This window comes from Paenarthrobacter sp. NPDC089675 (assembly GCF_044749185.1).
GTDB lineage: Bacteria > Actinomycetota > Actinomycetes > Actinomycetales > Micrococcaceae > Arthrobacter.
This window is the reverse complement of the sequence record NZ_JBIVHM010000002.1, coordinates 558455-576847: the sequence shown is the minus strand read 5'-3', so window position 1 is coordinate 576847 and position 18393 is coordinate 558455. Positions and strand designations below refer to the sequence as shown.

Genomic DNA, 18393 nt, shown 5'->3' with positions numbered 1-18393 from the left:
CACATGCAGCCCGTCCTCCACGCAGCGGCAATGGTCCCCCTCAGCATTCCGAGTCCTTCCTGGTCCGGATTCGACATTCCGCTTCCGTGGGGGACGTTGCGCATTCACGCCTACGCCCTCTGCATCCTCGCGGGCATCATTGTTGGGCTGTGGTTGACGTCAGTGCGCTGGAAGCGCCGGGGAGCCCCTGAGGGCAGCCTGTGGGACATTGCCATTTGGGCGATTCCCTTAGGCATCATCGGCGGACGGCTTTACCATGTGTTCTCCTCTCCGGATGCCTACTTTGGGCCAGGTTTCGACGGGACCGGCGACCTCTCCTTGATCCCGCAGATCCAACGCGGCGGCCTGGGAATCTGGGGCGCCGTGGTCCTGGGTGCGTTTGGCGCGTGGATCGGTTGCCGCCGTGCAGGGCTGAAATTGACCGCCTTCCTCGACGCAGCCGCGCCAGGGCTCCTGTTGGCCCAGGCAATCGGACGATGGGGCAACTGGTTCAACCAGGAGCTGTTCGGCGCCCCCACCAACCTGCCGTGGGGCCTCCAGATTGATCCGGCCAATGCCAACTTCCCCGCCGGGATGCCTGCAGACACCCTGTTCCATCCGACCTTCCTCTACGAATCGCTGTGGAACCTCCTGGGCGTGGCCCTGCTTCTGGTTCTCGACCGGAGGTTCCACTTCCGGCGTGGGCGGCTGTTCTGGCTCTATGCCATGTACTACACGGTGGGGCGTGTATGGATCGAAGCGCTGAGGATAGACGATGCCGAGCAAATCACCCTCTTTGGGCTGACCACCCGGCTTAATGTTTGGACGAGCATCCTCGTCTTCCTCGTGGCTTTGGTGATTTTCCTGCTGCTGGGCAGGGGAGGCCGTCCCGTGCCGGACAGCCCGTATTTGCCGGGTCGGGAGCCGAAGGAGGAGCCTGCAGTACGTGACGGTTCGGTGACGAGCGTCACTAGTCATGATGTGGACCCATCTGTCTCAGATAGTGGTTCCCGTGATAATCTCCCTGATAACCAAAGCGATCCGGGCCACGTTGACGAGCCGCAGAAAGCAGCAGGGGATTCCGTAGGGGCAACACAAGCCGCCCAGGAGTCGAAGCCTGCCGCAACTGCCGCAAGGAAGGCTCCCGGATCCTCGCCGGAGGGTGACGACACCAAGTAGTCGCGTTCGGCAAAGGGGCAACAGAGTCACCGCTCGTAGGGCCCAGTCCACAGCGTCGTGGCACCCCGGAAAACCGGATCGGAACATACCGATGTTCACCGGACCCGCCGGGGCCAGTGGTCTGCGTAACTGTTAGTCGCGCAAGGCTGGCTGGCCTACAATTTCCAATTACTAGCGCTTTGTTGTGCCCGTCACAGGCAAGCAAGGTGGGGCCAACGTTGTCCCTTCCATACGCACGATCTCGAGGAAGGACGTCTCCCATGACCCATCTTCATAACCCCGGTTGGTCCGAAAAAATCGAACCCCAGGGTGCCATGTCTCCGTTCAAGCGCTTTGCCGCGCTTCCGGAGGCCCAGGGTCTGTACAACCCTGACGCGGAGAAGGACGCCTGCGGCCTGGCCATTATCGCCACGCTCCGCGGGGAACCGGGATACGACATCGTGGAGGCGGCCCTCACCGCGCTCCGCAATCTCGAACACCGTGGTGCCGTGGGCGCCGATGAAGGTACCGGTGACGGTGCAGGTTTGCTGATGCAGGTGCCGGATGAGTTCTTCCGGGCTGTTACCGAGTTCGAGCTTCCCGCACCAGGACAATACGTTGTAGGAACTGCCTTCCTTCCTGCCGAAGCCCGGGAGGCCGCAACGGCCAAGGCCGGCATCGAAGCACTTGCCGCCGACGAGGGCCTGGTGGTTCTCGGCTGGCGTGAGGTTCCTGTGGTTGCCGACCTCGTGGGGGCCATGGCACGTGCCTGTATGCCTTACTTCTCCCAGCCGTTCTTTGCCTCCGCCAACGGGGAACAGCTGGAGCGCAACGAGCTCGACTCCCGCGCCTGGCGGATCCGCAAGCGCGCGCAGAACAAGTTCGGTGTCTACTTCCCGTCGCTGTCCTCGCGCACCATTGTCTACAAGGGCATGCTGACGACGGCCCAGCTGGAGCCGTTCTACCCCGACCTTTCGGACAAGCGCTTCAAGACCAAGCTCGCGATTGTCCACTCGCGCTTCTCCACCAACACGTTCCCGTCCTGGCCGCTGGCGCAGCCGTTCCGCACGATCGCGCACAACGGCGAAATCAACACGGTCAAGGGCAACCGCAACTGGATGCGCGCACGCCAGTCGCAGCTGGCAAGCCCGCTGCTCGGTGACACTCCCGAAGAGCTGTACCCGATCTGTACTCCCGGTGCTTCCGATTCGGCCTCCTTCGATGAGGTAGCTGAGCTGCTCTGGCTCTCCGGCCGCCCCATCACGCACTCGATCATGATGATGATCCCGGAGGCCTGGGAGAACCATGCCACCATGGATCCCGCCCGCCGCGCCTTCTACGAATACCACTCGCTGCTCATGGAGCCGTGGGATGGTCCTGCTGCTGTTTCCTTCACGGACGGCAACCTCGTCGGTGCCACGCTGGACCGCAATGGCCTGCGCCCCGGACGGTACTGGATCACCGAAGAAGGCCTCATCATCTTCGCGTCCGAGGTGGGCGTCATCGAAGTCGAGCCGTCGAACGTGGTCAAGAAGGGTCGCGTTGCCCCGGGCAAGATGTTCCTGGTGGACACCGAGGCCGGCCGCATCATCGATGACGCCGAGGTCAAGGCGGAGGTCGCCGCAGCGAATCCGTGGGCCGAGTGGCTCAAGGATAACCTGATCGACATCAACGAGCTCCCGGAACGCGAGCACGTCCTCCACACGGCGGCATCAGTCAACATCCGCCAGCGGACCTTCGGCTACACCACCGAAGAACTGAAGATCCTCCTTGGCCCGATGGCCCGAACCGGTGCTGAACCCTTGGGCGCCATGGGATCCGATACCCCCGTTGCCGTGCTGTCCAAGCGCCCCCGTTTGCTGTTCGACTACTTCGTGCAGTCCTTTGCGCAGGTGACCAACCCGCCGCTGGACGCCATTCGCGAAGAACTCGTTACGTCGCTGAAGTGTGCCATTGGCCCCAACGGCAACCTCCTGGACGGCAAGCAGGTCCGCCAGCCGCAGATCTCCCTCCCGTTCCCGGTGATTAACAACGACCAGCTCGCCAAGATCGCGAACATCGAAAACCCCGACGGCGACCGCATTGCCATGAAGGTCCGTGGCCTCTACCGCCCCGAGGGCGGAGAAGCAGCGCTCCGTGCCCGCCTGACCGAAATCTGCGAGCAGGTTTCCGGTGCCATCAACCGCGGCGTGCAGTACATCGTGCTGTCCGACCGTGACTCCAACGCCCAGTGGGCACCGATCCCGTCGCTGCTGCTGGTCAGCGCCGTTCACCACCACCTGCTCCGCAGCGCCAACCGCACCAAGACCGCGCTGGTGGTCGAAGCCGGTGACGTACGCGAGACGCACCACGTGGCTGTACTTATCGGTTACGGTGCCTCCGCCGTGAACCCGTACCTGGCCATGGAATCCGTCGAACAGTTGATCTCCAACGGCGACGTTGTGGGTGTCACGCCCGAGGACGGCGTGTACAACCTCATCAAGGGCCTCGGCAAGGGTGTCCTGAAGATCATGTCCAAGATGGGCATCTCCACCGTTGCTTCCTACACGGGCGCGCAGACCTTCGAGGCATTGGGCCTGTCCCAGGAACTCGTGGACGAATTCTTCTCCGGCACCCACTCCCAGCTGGGTGGCGTAGGCCTGGATGTCATCGCGGCCGAGGTTTCAGCGCGCCACCAGATGGCCTACCCCGAGGGCGGCATCGAGCACCCTCACCGTCCGCTCCTGGGCGGCGGCGAGTACCAGTGGCGTCGCGACGGCGAACCGCACCTTTTCAACCCCGAGACGGTGTTCCGCCTGCAGCACGCCACGCGTGAGCGCCGGTACGACATCTTCAAGCAGTACACCAAGGGCGTTGACGACCAGTCCGAGAACCTCATGACCTTGCGCGGCCTGCTCAAGTTCAAGAACGGTATCCGCCCTGCGCTCCCGCTCGAGGAAGTCGAGCCGGTCTCCAGCATTGTCAAGCGTTTCTCCACCGGTGCCATGAGCTACGGCTCCATCTCCAAGGAAGCGCACGAGACACTCGCCATTGCCATGAACCGCCTGGGCGCCAAGTCCAACACCGGTGAAGGTGGCGAGGACGTTGACCGCCTGCTGGACCCGGAGCGCCGCTCCGCCATCAAGCAGATCGCTTCCGGCCGCTTCGGCGTCACCAGTCTGTACCTGACCAACGCAGACGACATCCAAATCAAGATGGCACAGGGCGCCAAGCCCGGCGAGGGCGGCCAGTTGATGGCGCAGAAAGTCTACCCTTGGGTTGCCCGGACACGTCACTCGACCCCCGGCGTCGGACTGATCTCCCCGCCCCCGCACCACGACATCTACTCGATCGAAGACCTCGCGCAGCTCATTTACGATGCCAAGCGCGCGAACCCATCGGCCCGCGTCCATGTGAAGCTGGTTTCGGAAGTCGGGATCGGCACCGTGGCGTCCGGCGTCACCAAGGCCAAGGCCGACGTCGTGCTTGTTTCAGGTCACGACGGCGGTACCGGTGCCTCGCCGCTGAACTCGCTCAAGCACGCGGGTGTGCCTTGGGAACTCGGCCTCGCCGAGACCCAGCAGACCCTGATGCTCAACGGACTGCGCGACCGCGTGGTGGTCCAGGTTGACGGCCAGCTGAAGACCGGCCGCGACGTAGTGATTGCTGCGCTGCTGGGTGGCGAGGAGTTCGGTTTCGCGACCGCTCCGCTGGTGGTGGAAGGCTGCATCATGATGCGCGTCTGCCACCTTGACACCTGCCCCGTCGGTGTTGCCACCCAGAACCCTGAGCTGCGTGCCCGGTTCAACGGCAAGCCCGAATTCGTGGTCAACTTCTTCGAGTTCCTCGCAGAAGAAGTCCGCGAGATCCTCGCCGAGCTCGGATTCCGCAGCATTGAAGAGGCAATCGGCCATGCTGAGGTCCTCGACACCCGCGATGCGATCGACCACTGGAAGGCTGACGGACTGGATCTCGATCCGATCCTGCACGGCCTTGAATTCGACGACGACGTTCCGTTGCGCAACATGGTGGGCCAGAACCACGAGCTGGACAAGCACTTCGACCAGCGGCTTATCACCATGGCCCAGGAAGCCCTAAGCGACCGGATGCCTGTCAAGATCACCCTTGACGTCATCAACACCGACCGCTCGGTTGGTACGATGCTGGGCCACGTGGTCACCAAGACGTTCGGCACGGACGTGCTGGCAACCGACACGATCGACGTGACGCTCAACGGCACGGCCGGCCAGTCCCTGGGTGCGTTCCTGCCCGCAGGCATCACCCTGCGCATGTTCGGCGACTCGAACGACTACGTCGGCAAGGGCCTTTCCGGTGGACGCATCATTGTTCGCCCGGACCGCACCAACGTATTCCAGGCCGAGCGCAACGTTATTGCCGGAAACGTCATCGGTTACGGTGCCACGAGCGGTGAAATGTTCCTGCGCGGCCAGGTTGGCGAACGCTTCCTGGTCCGCAACTCCGGCGCGACCGCCGTCGTCGAAGGTATTGGCGACCACGGTTGTGAGTACATGACCGGCGGCCAGACGCTCATCATCGGCCGTACGGGCCGCAACTTCGGTGCCGGCATGTCCGGTGGTACTGCCTTCGTGCTGGACCTGCAGCCGGAGCGTGTCAACAAGGATGCCCTCGACTCCGGCGAACTGCAGCTCCTCGAGCTGGATGCCGAAGACCGCGACATCGTCCACGGCCTGCTGACCAAGCACGTTGAGGAAACCGAATCCGTCCTGGCAGGCCGTTTGCTCGAGAACTTCGACGACACTGCTGCCCGCATCACCAAGGTGCTGCCGCGCGATTACGCTGCAGTCCTGCAAACCCGCCTCAGCGCCATCGAAGAGGGTCTCGACCCCGACGGCGAAGAAGTATGGTCACGAATCCTGGAGGTAACCGGTGGCTGATCCACGCGGATTTCTGAAAGTCCGGCAGCGCGAGACGCAGCCACGCCGTCCCGTTCCCGTCCGCATCATGGACTGGAAGGAAGTGTACGAAGCCCAGGAGAAGGGCGTCCTGAAGAGCCAGGCCGGCCGCTGCATGGACTGTGGCATTCCCTTCTGTCACCAAGGGTGTCCGCTCGGCAACCTCATTCCCGAGTGGAACGACCTCGTGTGGCGGGACAAGGGCGAGGAAGCGATCGAACGCCTGCACGCCACGAACAACTTCCCCGAGTGGACGGGCCGTCTGTGCCCGGCGCCGTGTGAGGCCTCGTGTGTTCTCGGCATCAACCAGCCGGCCGTGACCATCAAGCAAGTTGAAGTTTCCATCATCGATGAAGCCTTCGACAATGACTGGGTTCAGCCGCTGCCTCCGACGCGCCTCACCGGCAAGACCGTGGCCGTGGTCGGATCCGGCCCTGCCGGCTTGGCTGCTGCCCAGCAGCTGACCAGGGTCGGCCACACGGTTGCCGTGTACGAGCGCGACGACAAGATCGGTGGCCTGCTCCGCTACGGTATCCCCGACTTCAAAATGGAGAAGGAACAGGTTGACCGCCGCCTGGAGCAGATGAAGGCTGAAGGCACGCGCTTCCGGACCGGCGTTGCCGTGGGTACGGACGTGACCTGGGAGCAGCTCCGCCGCCGTTACGACGCCGTGGTCATTGCCACGGGAGCTACGGTTCCGCGCGACCTGCCCATCCCGGGACGCGACCTTGATGGCGTCCACTTCGCCATGGACTACCTCGTTCCGTCCAACCGCGTGGTTGCGGGGGAGAGCCCGGAAAACCACATCGACGCGCGCGGCAAGCACGTGGTGATCCTTGGCGGCGGCGATACCGGTGCCGACTGCATCGGTACCGCTCACCGCCACCAGGCAGCCTCCGTGACCACTTTGGCGATCGGCAAGCAGCCGCCGTTGGAGCGCGCCGCGCACCAGCCGTGGCCGACTTTCCCCACCCTGTTCGAGGTTGCAAGCGCCCACGAAGAAGGCGGCGAGCGTACCTACCTTGCATCCACGGTCGAGTTTGTTGGCGAAAACGGCAAGCTGACCGGTGTCAAGGTTGCCGAAACCGAGTTTGTTGACGGCAAGCGCCTGCCCAAGGCCGGGACCGAACGCGTGATCCCCGCGGACCTCGTGTTCCTCAGCCTTGGCTTCACCGGCGCCGAGCCGGCAGGAATCACCGAACAAGTAAGTGCAGAGTTTGACGGTCGTGGCAATGTCGCCCGCGATGGCTACTACATGACGAACACCGAAGGCGTGTTCGTTGCCGGCGATGCCGGGCGTGGCCAGTCACTGATTGTGTGGGCCATCGCGGAAGGCCGTGCTTGCGCGGCCGCCGTCGATAAGTTCCTCATGGGAAGCACGATCCTCCCGGCTCCGGTCGCCCCCACCGACCGGGCGATCGCGGTCTTATAGCGCCGGCAGGAATGTTCTTTTACTCAATCAGCAGAACACTACTTAGGGTAGGTATATGAGACGCGCGAAAATTGTGGCAACCTTCGGCCCGGCAATCTCCAGCTACGACAACACCCTCGCGGTGCTGGAAGCCGGCGTCGACGTTGCGCGTATGAACATGAGCCACGGGGACTACTCCGTGCACGACAACACCTACGAGAACGTCCGCAAGGCCTCTGCTCAGCTGCAGAAGCCGGTGGCCATCATGGCCGACCTCCAGGGGCCCAAGATCCGTCTGGGCCGGTTTGTTGACGGTCCGCACGAACTGGCCGTTGGTGACACCTTCACCATCACCACCGAAGATGTTCCCGGCACCAAGGACATCTGCTCCACCACGCTGAAGAGCCTCACCGAGGACGTCAATGTTGGCGACGCCTTGCTCATCGACGATGGCAAGGTGGCGCTGCGCGCCATCGAGGTCGACGACGTCAAGGTTGTTGCCACCGTTACCGTTGGCGGCAAGGTTTCCAACAACAAGGGCATCAACCTTCCCGGTGTCGCCGTCAACGTTCCCGCCCTGAGCGAAAAGGACGAGGACGATCTCCGCTGGGCCCTCAAGCGTGGCGTGGACCTGGTTGCTCTCTCCTTCGTTCGTGACGCAGCCGACATCAAGCGCGTCCACGAAATCATGGATGAAGAAGGCCGCCGCGTGCCTGTTATCGCAAAGATCGAAAAGCCGCAGGCCGTGGACCAGCTCCACGAAATCATCGATGCGTTCGACGCCATCATGGTTGCCCGTGGCGACCTCGGTGTTGAACTGCCGCTCGAAGAAGTGCCGATCGTCCAGAAGCGCGCCATCGAACTGGCACGCCGCTGGGCCAAGCCCGTCATTGTGGCAACCCAGGTCCTGGAATCCATGATCGACAACCCGCGTCCGACCCGTGCCGAGGCCTCCGACTGCGCCAACGCAGTGCTCGACGGCGCCGACGCAGTCATGCTCTCCGGTGAAACGTCCGTGGGCCAGTACCCGATCGAGACCGTCAAGACGATGGCCCGGATCATCGAATCCACCGAAGAGCACGGCCTGGAGCGCGTGCCCCCGCTGGGCACCAAGCCCCGCACCCGTGGTGGCGCCATCACACGTGCCGCAGTGGAAATCGCCGACCAGCTGGACGCCAAGTACATCTGTGCGTTCACCCAGTCCGGTGACTCCGCCCGTCGCCTTTCGCGTTTGCGCCCGGTCAAGCCCGTCTTCGCCTTCACTCCGGTGGAGCACGTGTGGAACCAGCTGGCACTGACCTGGGGTATCCGCCCCGTTCTGGTCTCCATGGTGGGCCACACCGACGAGATGACCGCCCAGGTGGACAAGAGCCTGCTGGACATGAAGCTCGTGGAGGAAGGCGACCTGGTGGTCATCGCTGCCGGTTCCCCTCCAGGACAGGCGGGCTCCACCAACTCGCTCAAGGTCCACAAGGTAGGCGACCTCGCCGACACCTCCAAGATCGACGCTTCCCGCAAGGAACCCGTTGGTCCGTGGCCTGAAAAGAAGTCCAAGTCGAAGGCATAGTCCTCGCTTGTTCGTTAGGCAGGCCCCGCCGGTTGGCGGGGCCTGCTTTTCGTTTAAGTACGACGGCGGGTGGTGGCTCCGTTGGGTAGGTGAGGGGCGGCGTCGTGGTTGGGTGACTGGAGCTAGAGCTTATGGTGCTGAGTCCACCACCGACGTGCGTACCGAGGTCCATCCGACGACGGTCCCCGCGGGAGAGCCTGGGTAGTCCTTCAGCAAGACGCTTTGTTCGCCGATGACCAGCCCTGATTCCGGGTCGATGATGATCTCGGTCCTTTCCGCGCCATCAGGTGATGGGATGCCGATTGCCGTGCCCGTCCTGCCGTCAATGGTCGCTCGCCGGTCACTGAGTGTGACGCCGGGAATGAGCGCAGCGGCCTTGTAAAGAGCGGCACGAAGTCCCGCCGGGACGACCCCGGTCCGCAAGCCGTCTGCGATGGTCACGAAGGCTTCACTACCGGGATTCTTCCCGGCGCCTTTGGTCCGTTCATAAATAACGTCGAGGAGGGCCCGGGGGTCCTTGGGCAGTTCGTTGGCGTCTTTCAAGGGCGTACCGATGATGGCTACCGGGTCGTTGCCGTAGAAGGCACCGCCCTTGGCGCGCACAATGCCAACAACCGGCGGTTGTCCCTCCGGCATGCGCTGCATGGTCGCTGCCATCTCGGCTGCAAGGGCCTTGGCCTTCGCAGAGGCTGATTCGACAGGCACCCTCGGTTCGCGGTGCCAGACCCATTCTTCGTCCCGGTTGGCTGGAATGTAAACTTGGCCGCCGGTCGTTTCCTGCCAGTTCACTTGGTCTCCGTCCGATGTTTGAGCACCGGATGCGGTCAGTTCTTTCGTCTCGATCTTCAAGTACTGGCCAGGTGCCAGCACAGGGTCGGTGGTTCGAATGGTCACGGCGGCAGCATTGTTCAGGACTTCGGCCGCGTCGGCAGTCGCTCCCGGGGCGCCGGGGCGTACGACGTCTGCAACAACAACGCCGCCCGCGATCAGGGCAGCAGCTGCCGAGGCGAACAGGAGGCGCCGGCGGAGGCGTATGGGCCGCAAAGTCGGTTGGGCTTCCTTGGGGGAGGAGTGGCTGATTCTGGACATGAGGCTCTTGCGGCCTCGGGCGAGGGCTGCCGGAGGCGCAGAGCCGACGTCGCTACGCATTTCGCGGAGCAGTTGCAGGTCGTCCATGGGGGTTCTCCGTTTCGCTCGGTTCGAGGTTGAACTGGCTTCTAAGGGTTTGCCGCGCACGGTTCAAGCGAGAGCGGACGGTTCCGACCGGTACATCCATGGCTAAGGCGATGCCTTCATAGGTCAGGTCCGCCCATGCGTAGAGGAGCAGGGTTTCCCGGTCGATAGCGGCCATGCCGTTGAGTGCGCGGGCGATGCGCCCGGTGGCCACCTTTGCATCGACGGCGGCGGCGATGCGGTCCGAGTCGTCGGCCATGGCCTCACGCGCGGCTGATTTGGCGGCCACTCTTAGGATTTTGGCTTCAGCGCGGTGATACTGCCTCAGCAGGTTGGTGGCAATGCCGAACAGCCAGGGCCGGGCGTCATCCCGGCCAAGGTCGTAGCTCTCCAGCTGCTCCCACGCGACCAGGAAGGTTTCCGAAGTGACGTCGTCCGCTGCGAACCCGCCGGCACGTCTGGCCGCATATCTGTAGATAGCTGAGGCGTGCCTGTCGTACAACTCCCCGAAATGAGTGGGGCTGTCCCGGGCCCGCCTGATGATCTCGCTGTCTGTGCTCACACTATGTATTGACCGCCGGCCGGAAAAGAGTTCACGGAGTGGCCCACTTTCCTGGCAAGGGATCTAAAGCCCAGATCATTGATTCCCGCCTCAGTTTGCATGCACAAACAAAAAGGGCGGCCTCCGCATGGAAGCCGCCCTTCTTTGTAGGTGTTAGTTGACCTGGTTGATGATGGTTTCGGCGACCTCGCGCATGCTGAGGCGGCGGTCCATGGAGGTCTTCTGGATCCAGCGGAAGGCCTCAGGCTCCGTGAGGCCCATCTTGGTGGTCAGGAGGCTCTTGGCGCGCTCAACGAGCTTGCGGGTGGCGAACTGCTCCTGGAGGTCGGAAACTTCGTTCTCGAGGGCCTTGATCTCCTCGTGGCGGGAGAGGGCGATTTCGATCGCGGGGACGAGGTCAGCCGGGGTGAAGGGCTTGACGACGTACGCCATGGCGCCGGCGTCACGGGCGCGCTCAACGAGTTCCTTCTGGCTGAAAGCGGTCAGCAGGACGACGGGCGCGATACGTGCCTTCACGATCTTCTCCGCCGCTGAAATGCCGTCCATGACAGGCATCTTCACGTCCATGAGGACGAGGTCCGGCTTCAATTCCTCGGCCAGCTGGACGGCCTTCTCGCCGTTGTCCGCCTCACCAACGACGTCGTAACCCTCGCCCTTCAAAATCTCGATAATGTCCAGTCGGATGAGGGTCTCATCCTCGGCAACGACGACGCGTCGGGCCGGCTGGGCTGCGGGTGCGGACTCCGTCTGTTCAGTCACGGGATCTCCTTGCAAAGGTTCGGCGGGTTCAAGTCCATCTTAGTGCGGACGCTTCCGGGGCAGGTTTTGTTGCACCCGGCGCGCCCGGTTCTTTGAAACAGCCTATCTGCATGTAGAGTAGTTTCGCGTGCTGGGAACGGATCGCGTTGCTCACAGAATGCAGCTGCTTTCTACCTGGTATCTCCGCGCCCGAGTGGCGGAATTGGCAGACGCGCCGCACTCAAAATGCGGTATCGAAAGGTGTGTGGGTTCGAGTCCCACCTCGGGCACCGTATTGTCGCAGGTCAGGGGCCTATATGGCCCCTGACTGTTGACAAAACCCCCAAATTTGTTGACACGGAACTAGCATTTTTATGTGGCTAGTATCCGGAAACGCGTCAGAAAAGACGGCTCATCGTCGTTCATGGTGGTCTGGCGTGACCCCAAAATCCGGAAGCAACAGGGCATCACTGTCGACTCCGAGCGCGAGGCCGAAACCCTGAAACGGTTGCTCGATGCGAACGGGCAGTCCTTCGAAATTGCGCAGCAGGCACTCCTCGACAATTCGAAGCGCATGCCGACAGTTGCCGACGTCATTCAGGAGCACATCGACCTCCTGGTTCGACCGTCTAGTGGCACTGTGAAGACGTACCAGACCATGCTGGATCTGCACGTGAAACTCGTCATCGGCCATGTCCCTGTCGACAAGCTGGACTACCGGATGATTGCCTTCTGGGTGAAGTCGATGGTTGCCAAGGGACGCTCGCCGAAGACGATCAAGAACGTGCATGGGCTGATCTCCGCGTCGATGAATACGGCAGAGATGCTCGGCTACATCAACCGAAATCCGTGCAGGGGAGTGCAGCTTCCGAGCGTGGAGAAGGCCGAGGACGAGATGATGTTCCTCACCCATGCGGAGTTTGGCCTGATCATGGAGAACATGGGGGAGCGGTACCGAGACTTTACGAACTTCCTGGTGATGACCGGAACACGATTTGGGGAAGCGACGGCGCTGACTGTCGCTGACATTGATTTGCTGGGGAAGCCGGCTACGGCTCGCATCAACAAGGCGTGGAAGCGTGATGGTCAGAATCAGTTCTACATTGGGCCCACGAAGACTGGAGCTGGGAAGCGAACGATCGGGCTGAATCCTGCGCTGGTGGATCTGTTGGTTCCGTTGGTTGCAGGCAGGCCGAGTAGCGAGCTGCTGTTTACGACGCCCAAGGGGGAGCGGATCGTCCACAAGCTGTTTTGGCACCATTATTGGGTGCCGGCGGTCAAAGCCGCCCAGCTTCGAGGACTGCGGAAAGATCCTCGAATTCACGACTTACGGCACACCCATGCGTCGTGGCTTATCCAGGATGGGGTGCCAATCTTCACGATCTCGCGTCGGCTGGGGCACGCTTCCATTAGGACGACTGAGCAGGTCTACGGGCACCTCATGCCCGAGGCACTGCAGGTTGGGGCGGATGCGACGGAGCGCCAGGTCGCGGCGTTCATGCGCTGAGGCTTTTCTGCCGTTTCAGGAGACGAGTCGATTGCGCGCTCGTGTGCCAATGAGGCGAGTGCTGGTTGTACTCGCTCCGTGCGCCGAAGATGACGGTTGGGACGTTGGAAGGATCTCGCTGAGCCTGGCTATCTCAGCAATGTGCTCTGAGGTGAACACGATCTTTCCCTTGCCCCAGCAGGCGTGCGGAAATCGACCGGTGGCAGCGCCATCCCGCAGCCACCCTTCACTACAACGCATGAGTGCTGCGGCTTCAGCGGGTTCGAAGAATTCCAAGTTCACAAGTCCCTCCAACGTTGTCCAATACCTGTGCCTTTCATAGCGGCAGCTCTGGAGTAGGACATGACCGTTGAATGCGGCCCGGTACAGCTACTGGTCAGCTATCCAAATGCCTATGCCCTAACTGAAAAGCGTTTAGTTAGCACAGTTTCGATGTGATCTCAGTCCCCAATGCCTTCATCTGTGCAATCATCTCTTGTTCCCCAAGCGCTACTGGCTCGTCGATCTGGTTGTTGTGTGCTAGAGCAATGACGGCACAGCCGTCTCACGGTTCCGTCGAACTTGAAGCCAAAGCCCTTGCTGCTGTGGACAGAATTCGCGCCGGGCATCAAGTCGAGAATGACTTGATCGAGAGTAAACTTAGCTGGCCGCAAGAAAATAAGGCCCGGCAGTTGGCCGGTTGCCTGAACCGCGCCGGAGGAGATCCGGAGATCTACATCATTGGGATTGATGAGAGGACAGGCGTGGTTCACGACGTGGCACGTGTTGACGTCCTCGATTGGTGGAATCAAATAGTTCCGCAATTCGATCACACCCAGGCGTTATGTAACCCTAGAGAAGCTGGGGGCTGTAGCGGACAACTGTTTGAGCCTTTTGCTTGTGTCAGCCATTGTCAGTCACCAATGTGATCGGTGGGATGTAGAACGACATTCAGGAACTTCACGCGAAGCTGTAAGACCAAGAAGAACTGGGAGCCGCGTTGGAGGACACCGAAGTCCTTTAGCCACAGGTTGGGCGCCACTTGTCTCATAACTAACGATGAGCACTCCATTCTTGCCTGGAGGTTACGAAACATAGTACGAGAAGTGCCGTTGCCATCGTTGATCCACAACTTCGGCTGGAATCGGTAACAGTGCAGGTGAGGCGGCCGTTCTCTCGTTGAGACGTCTCGTATCTGAAGGATTAGGAGACGCCTGCACTGCCACCGATCAGCCCAGCTTGCTGGGATCGCGGACTTCGGTCCGCTGATCCCGGACCACCCGATTCACGACATATGTGATGGCCCAGAGTACGACGCCCAGAAGCAGTAGGAAACCGGCGATCTCGTACTGTGCTATTGGTCGACCTGAAGACCAGGGGAGGGTCAGATAGGTGCAGGCAACCACGCCGATTACCGGCGTGATGCGTCCGGCCGAGTAGTGTTGCCGGTCTATGCGATCCCGGCGCAGAACTAGGACGGCGATGTTCACGATGGTGAATACCCCGGTCAGAAGCAGCGAGGTTGTCCCTCCAAGCAGCGAGATTGTAGACCCGCGATCATCGAGAGAAAGCACTGTAATCAGTACCAGTGCGATACCGGTGGTCACCAAAATTCCGGCCCAGGGAGTTTGCCGCTTCGGCAGCACCCTTCCGAGGAGAGGAGGCAGGACGTTCTGCTTACTCATGCCGTACAGCAGGCGGCTGGCCATCAGCATGTTGAGCAGTGCCCCGTTGGCGACGGCGACCATGGCGATGAACGGAAAGACCTGATCGATGGGGAAGCCCGGGACGGCGGTCTTTACAACGGTGGTTAGCGGGGTCTCCGTGGCGGCAAGTTCGGCGACAGGCACCACGGCCACGGCACAAATAGAAACGACCGTGTAGGTGACCACGCCGATTCCGAGCCCGGTGAGCATGATCCGGGGGAAGATCTTGGAGGGGTTCTTCGTTTCCTCCGCCATGTTGACCGAATCTTCGAAGCCGACCATGGCGAAGAACGCCAGGGAAGTTGCCGTGCTCAGGGCGAGGAAGGTGTTCTTATCCTCGGGCGTTTCAAAGGCGACCGCTCGGCTGAAGTCAGCCTCGCCCCCGCTGATGAAATAGATGCTAGCGCCGATGACCATTAGCAGGCCGCTGAGCTCGATGAGGGTCAGCACGACGTTGACTTTGACGCTTTCGCTTACGCCGCGCAGGTTGATGATCATCAGTACGATCATGAAGCCGAGCGCCACTGCCATGACCCCGCTGGGGCCGACATCGAGGTGGAATCCCTTTACGAAGTTTGCGGCGAAGGACCGCGCCGCGGCGGATGCGGAGGTTATTCCCGATGCCATCACCGTGAAGCAGACGAGGAAGGTCAAGAAGTGAATCCCGAATGCCTTGTGCACGTACAGGGCGGCTCCTGCTGCCTGCGGATACTTGGTGACAAGTTCAAGGTAGGAGCGGGCGGTCACGTAGGCAACGATGAATGCGACGATGAACGGCAACCATGCGGCGCCGCCGACTTCCTTCGCTACTTGTCCGGTGAGCGCGTAGATGCCGGTACCCAGCATGTCGCCGACGATGAAAAGAAGGAGCAAGCCGGGCCCTATGGCCCGCTTCAGGTGGGTTTCCTTGTGCCCGGATGAATCAAGACCAGTCCTCCCGTTGGCCTCGTTGGCGGGTGAAGGGCTCATCTTGGACACCATCCTTTGATGTGTTGGGAATTCATTGTTGCCCAAAAGGGTCACCCTGGTGTGGGCGTTCTGGATAGAAAGTCTTTTCAGATCGTTGACGACCCGGTCCAGTGCAACCGCTCGTCCGACGGCCGGACCGGGAGCCGACCTGACGCTCGGGAGAGTCAGAGCTTGGATGACTATCAACTTTGCCGCTGAAGTCAGCATACTGACTTTCCGAAAGAGGATCGTGGAAGAGAGTTGTAACATAGTCCACTATTTGTCACTTCTGGGTCGAGAGGACGTCATCGGTCTTGGCGATGAGGACATCGCACGGCGCGTGGTGGGCGACGTGGCTGGCCACGCTTCCGAGAACACGCCGCAGCACTTGCATTCGCCTGTTTCCCACCACAAATCATGCGTGCCCGGTGGGTTTCGGATTGCTTTACCAGGGCGTGGGCGGGGCTTCCCTTGACGCCGAAATGCTCGATTTGGAGGCTTCCCTTGCGTAGCCGGTCCGCTACGCTGCGGGCAACTTCCTCTGCTTCGTGGGCCCCACTGACGATCTTCCTCTCACTTCCACTACCGGGCACTTCGGTTCGGTCGCTTTCGGATGCAGTAACCACGTGCAGGGTGCTGCCGAGGGCCAAAGCCAGGTCACGTGCCGCGACCGCTGCTGCTTGCGCAGTTTCGCTGCCTTTTACGCCGTCGACAATGATGCCTGTCATTTTTTCCTTATGCGGCACCCAACGTCGTCTCAGACGCACCGATGGCAGCCAGCGCGCAAGTTGCGGTCGTCGGGGGATATGGTTGCTGGCGGGCATCCGCCATGCCCCAGTCTCAAAGCTGTTGTATTGCCTCGGCTTTGGGTAGGTCAGCAGGGTTAGACCGCGGTCATGCCTTTGAGAGCGCCGTAATATGCCTGAACCAACGTGTGGATTGCCTCGTCCTTGGAGAGTTCACCGCGGTTGTGAAGCATGTCGTTGACTTCTCGGGGGTCAAACATGGCGTTGTACAACATGAGGGCGAAGTCAAAGCGGCTTTCCGGAACGCCGAGTTCCCTGAGAACCTCCCGGATGGGCCGTTCCCAGGCCTCGTGAACCGTCTTGATGACCTCATCGTTTGCGTGCAGGCGGGTGAGGAAGCCTTCTTTGGAACGAACCTGGATCATGGCAGGACCGTACGTTTCGAGCAGTTTCACCCAGCGGTCGATGACGTCTTCGAAAAGCGCGGTTCCGTGCAACGGGGAGAGGAGGGTGTAGTCGCGCAGATTCACCAGCACACTGTGCAGGTAGGCGCTGTGCAGTTCCTCAATGGTGGGAAAGTACCGGTAGGCAGTGGCAACCGAGAGCTGGGCCTTTTCCGCTATGGCCGGCATCGAAGCATTTTGGGGATCTTCCCGCAGCAGTTCGCCGGCGGCGTTGAGTAGCCGGCGCTTGTTGCGTACGGTATCGCGCCGCCCGCGCACTGCTGTCCCGTTGAGCTGTTCGGTAGCCAGGATGGTCACCCCTGTATCTCGCGAATGCCTTGTTCGATGCGATCAAGGGCAGTCTTTAGGGTATCGAGGTTTGCGGCGAAAGACAGCCTCAGGTGCCCTTCACCGGACGGGCCGTATTCGCTTCCGGCACGAAGAACGATGCCGTGGTCCTTGAATCGGTCGAGCATGACCCTGGCAGGGAGCGCCTGGGGGTAGCGGAAAAATGCGTAGAAGGCACCGGTTGGTTCGGTGAATTCCACTCCGGGGATGTTCTTCAGGCGCTCCACCACGTAGTCCCGCCGCTCCCGGTAGGCAGCGAGCATGCCTGCGGAAATACCAGGCCCGAGCTGGAGGGCCTTGAGGGAAGCGCGCTGCGCGGCGGCGTTCACGGAGCTGTTCATGGTGCGGTGAACTGCCCGAATTGATTCAGCTATGTCCTCGGGTGCCACGACGTAGCCGACCCGCCAGCCGGTCATGGCGTAGGTTTTGGACAGAGTCTGGCAGTACACCAAGCGTTCCTGCAGGGCGGGAATTGCCAAGCAGGAGACGAAGCCCTCGTCGTAGACCATGTGAGCGTACGCCTCATCGGCCAGGACCAAGGTGTCCGTTCCCTGAAGCCCTTCGGCCAACTGCTCCAGCGACTCCTTGCTGAACACCGCCCCGGTCGGGTTGACAGGGTTGCAGAAAGTAATCAGGCGCGCGTTCTTTGCCGCGGCAAGAAGCGCCGGAACGTCGAGCTGGTTATCCGCTCGCGTTGGTACGAAAACAGGTTCCCCACCGGCGAGCCGCACCGCGTCCGGGTAGAGAGAGTACGTGGGTTCGGGGATGACGACGTTTTCCCCCGGGTTCACGGTGGCCAGGATGGTCGCGGTGATCGCTGCAGCCCCGCCGTGAGACACCAGGACCGACTCAGGCCCGACACCACGCCCGGCTTCTTCCGACACCAGTTCTGCGATGCACTGGCGTAGTTCCGGGTCACCGTTCAGATCTCCGTAGTGCGTCCAGCCTTCATGGAGCGCGCCGACAGCGGCGTCGATGATTTCCCGCGGTGTTTCAAAGTCCGGTTCACCCATTGAGAGCGACACTGCCCCCGTCGGAGTGGCGGCACCGGTGGGGCGCAGTGAGGCCGCTGTGACGCGGGCGATGGCTGCAGAAGGCCTGTAGAGATTCATGATTGCTCCGAAATGTAGGGGTTGCTTTCAAAAGTAAGACATTGATCGCAAGTTCACAAGTGGAGCGCTCAGCTTCGTGAGATCTCGCTTGATTTCGGGGATA

The 18393-nt window shown here is 61.6% G+C and carries 12 protein-coding genes, 1 tRNA gene and 1 pseudogene; 7 read left to right on the top strand and 7 right to left on the bottom strand.

Annotated elements, in window-relative coordinates; genetic code table 11:
- The first annotated feature begins 3 nt into the window (after positions 1 to 3).
- The 4 genes from lgt (at position 4) to pyk (ending at position 9028) form a co-directional block, all read left to right on the top strand.
- Positions 4 to 1158, top strand: a complete 1155-nt coding sequence (gene lgt, locus ACIPY2_RS06665; protein ID WP_400265571.1) for a prolipoprotein diacylglyceryl transferase — start codon at positions 4 to 6, stop codon at positions 1156 to 1158.
- Positions 1159 to 1418: 260 nt separating this feature from the next.
- Complete coding sequence (gene gltB, locus ACIPY2_RS06660; RefSeq protein WP_400265570.1) at positions 1419 to 6032, top strand: glutamate synthase large subunit; 4614 nt, start codon at positions 1419 to 1421, stop codon at positions 6030 to 6032.
- Positions 6025 to 7482 carry a glutamate synthase subunit beta gene (locus tag ACIPY2_RS06655; RefSeq protein WP_400265569.1) on the top strand — a complete coding sequence of 486 codons (1458 nt, stop codon included), beginning with the start codon at positions 6025 to 6027 and terminating at the stop codon, positions 7480 to 7482. Before gltB ends, ACIPY2_RS06655 begins: the two co-directional genes overlap by 8 nt.
- A 55-nt stretch (positions 7483 to 7537) precedes the next feature.
- Positions 7538 to 9028 (top strand): pyruvate kinase, encoded by a 1491-nt coding sequence (pyk, locus tag ACIPY2_RS06650; RefSeq protein WP_400265568.1) that lies wholly within the window; start codon positions 7538 to 7540, stop codon positions 9026 to 9028.
- A 129-nt stretch (positions 9029 to 9157) separates the two neighbouring features.
- Here pyk and ACIPY2_RS06645 read toward each other — a convergent pair whose 3' ends face one another.
- The 3 genes from ACIPY2_RS06645 to ACIPY2_RS06635 all read right to left on the bottom strand — a co-directional run bounded on the left by ACIPY2_RS06645 (position 9158) and on the right by ACIPY2_RS06635 (position 11522).
- Positions 9158 to 10204, bottom strand: coding sequence for a CU044_5270 family protein (locus tag ACIPY2_RS06645; protein ID WP_400265567.1), 1047 nt, complete (start codon positions 10202 to 10204; stop codon positions 9158 to 9160).
- Positions 10170 to 10763 carry an RNA polymerase sigma factor gene (locus ACIPY2_RS06640; RefSeq protein WP_400265566.1) on the bottom strand — a complete coding sequence of 198 codons (594 nt, stop codon included), beginning with the start codon at positions 10761 to 10763 and terminating at the stop codon, positions 10170 to 10172. The genes ACIPY2_RS06645 and ACIPY2_RS06640 overlap by 35 nt, the downstream gene beginning before the upstream one ends.
- Positions 10764 to 10916: 153 nt before the next feature.
- Complete coding sequence (locus ACIPY2_RS06635) at positions 10917 to 11522, bottom strand: ANTAR domain-containing response regulator (protein ID WP_021473049.1); 606 nt, start codon at positions 11520 to 11522, stop codon at positions 10917 to 10919.
- Between the two features lie 187 nt (positions 11523 to 11709).
- Between ACIPY2_RS06635 and ACIPY2_RS06630 the strand changes: the two genes are divergently transcribed.
- The 3 genes from ACIPY2_RS06630 (at position 11710) to ACIPY2_RS06620 (ending at position 13916) form a co-directional block, all read left to right on the top strand.
- A tRNA-Leu gene (locus tag ACIPY2_RS06630) sits at positions 11710 to 11791 on the top strand.
- A gap of 86 nt (positions 11792 to 11877) precedes the next feature.
- Positions 11878 to 13008 carry a tyrosine-type recombinase/integrase gene (locus ACIPY2_RS06625; RefSeq protein WP_400265565.1) on the top strand — a complete coding sequence of 377 codons (1131 nt, stop codon included), beginning with the start codon at positions 11878 to 11880 and terminating at the stop codon, positions 13006 to 13008.
- Positions 13009 to 13535: 527 nt separating this feature from the next.
- Positions 13536 to 13916 carry a hypothetical protein gene (locus ACIPY2_RS06620; RefSeq protein ID WP_400265564.1) on the top strand — a complete coding sequence of 127 codons (381 nt, stop codon included), beginning with the start codon at positions 13536 to 13538 and terminating at the stop codon, positions 13914 to 13916.
- Positions 13917 to 14216: 300 nt separating this feature from the next.
- Here the strand turns inward: ACIPY2_RS06620 and ACIPY2_RS06615 are convergent, their stop codons facing one another.
- The 4 genes and pseudogenes from ACIPY2_RS06615 to ACIPY2_RS06600 form a co-directional block, all read right to left on the bottom strand.
- A complete protein-coding gene (locus ACIPY2_RS06615; RefSeq protein WP_400265755.1) occupies positions 14217 to 15662 on the bottom strand; it encodes an APC family permease in 1446 nt (481 codons plus the stop codon).
- A gap of 262 nt (positions 15663 to 15924) precedes the next feature.
- Positions 15925 to 16369 (bottom strand): annotated as a pseudogene (locus ACIPY2_RS06610) (universal stress protein).
- Positions 16370 to 16524: 155 nt separating this feature from the next.
- Positions 16525 to 17148 (bottom strand): TetR/AcrR family transcriptional regulator, encoded by a 624-nt coding sequence (locus ACIPY2_RS06605; protein ID WP_400265563.1) that lies wholly within the window; start codon positions 17146 to 17148, stop codon positions 16525 to 16527.
- Positions 17145 to 18290 carry a pyridoxal phosphate-dependent aminotransferase gene (locus tag ACIPY2_RS06600; protein WP_400265562.1) on the bottom strand — a complete coding sequence of 382 codons (1146 nt, stop codon included), beginning with the start codon at positions 18288 to 18290 and terminating at the stop codon, positions 17145 to 17147. The genes ACIPY2_RS06605 and ACIPY2_RS06600 overlap by 4 nt, the downstream gene beginning before the upstream one ends.
- Between the last annotated feature and the right edge of the window lie 103 nt (positions 18291 to 18393).

What these genes read in the sequence shown, in the direction of transcription:
- ACIPY2_RS06620 (WP_400265564.1), top strand. Translation starts at nt 13,536, where the DNA reads ATGACGGCACAGCCGTCTCACGGTTCCGTCGAACTTGAAGCCAAAGCC.
- ACIPY2_RS06615 (WP_400265755.1), bottom strand. Translation starts at nt 15,662, where the DNA reads ATGAGCCCTTCACCCGCCAACGAGGCCAACGGGAGGACTGGTCTTGAT.
- lgt (WP_400265571.1), top strand. Translation starts at nt 4, where the DNA reads ATGCAGCCCGTCCTCCACGCAGCGGCAATGGTCCCCCTCAGCATTCCG.
- gltB (WP_400265570.1), top strand. Translation starts at nt 1,419, where the DNA reads ATGACCCATCTTCATAACCCCGGTTGGTCCGAAAAAATCGAACCCCAG.
- ACIPY2_RS06600 (WP_400265562.1), bottom strand. Translation starts at nt 18,290, where the DNA reads ATGAATCTCTACAGGCCTTCTGCAGCCATCGCCCGCGTCACAGCGGCC.
- pyk (WP_400265568.1), top strand. Translation starts at nt 7,538, where the DNA reads ATGAGACGCGCGAAAATTGTGGCAACCTTCGGCCCGGCAATCTCCAGC.
- ACIPY2_RS06645 (WP_400265567.1), bottom strand. Translation starts at nt 10,204, where the DNA reads ATGGACGACCTGCAACTGCTCCGCGAAATGCGTAGCGACGTCGGCTCT.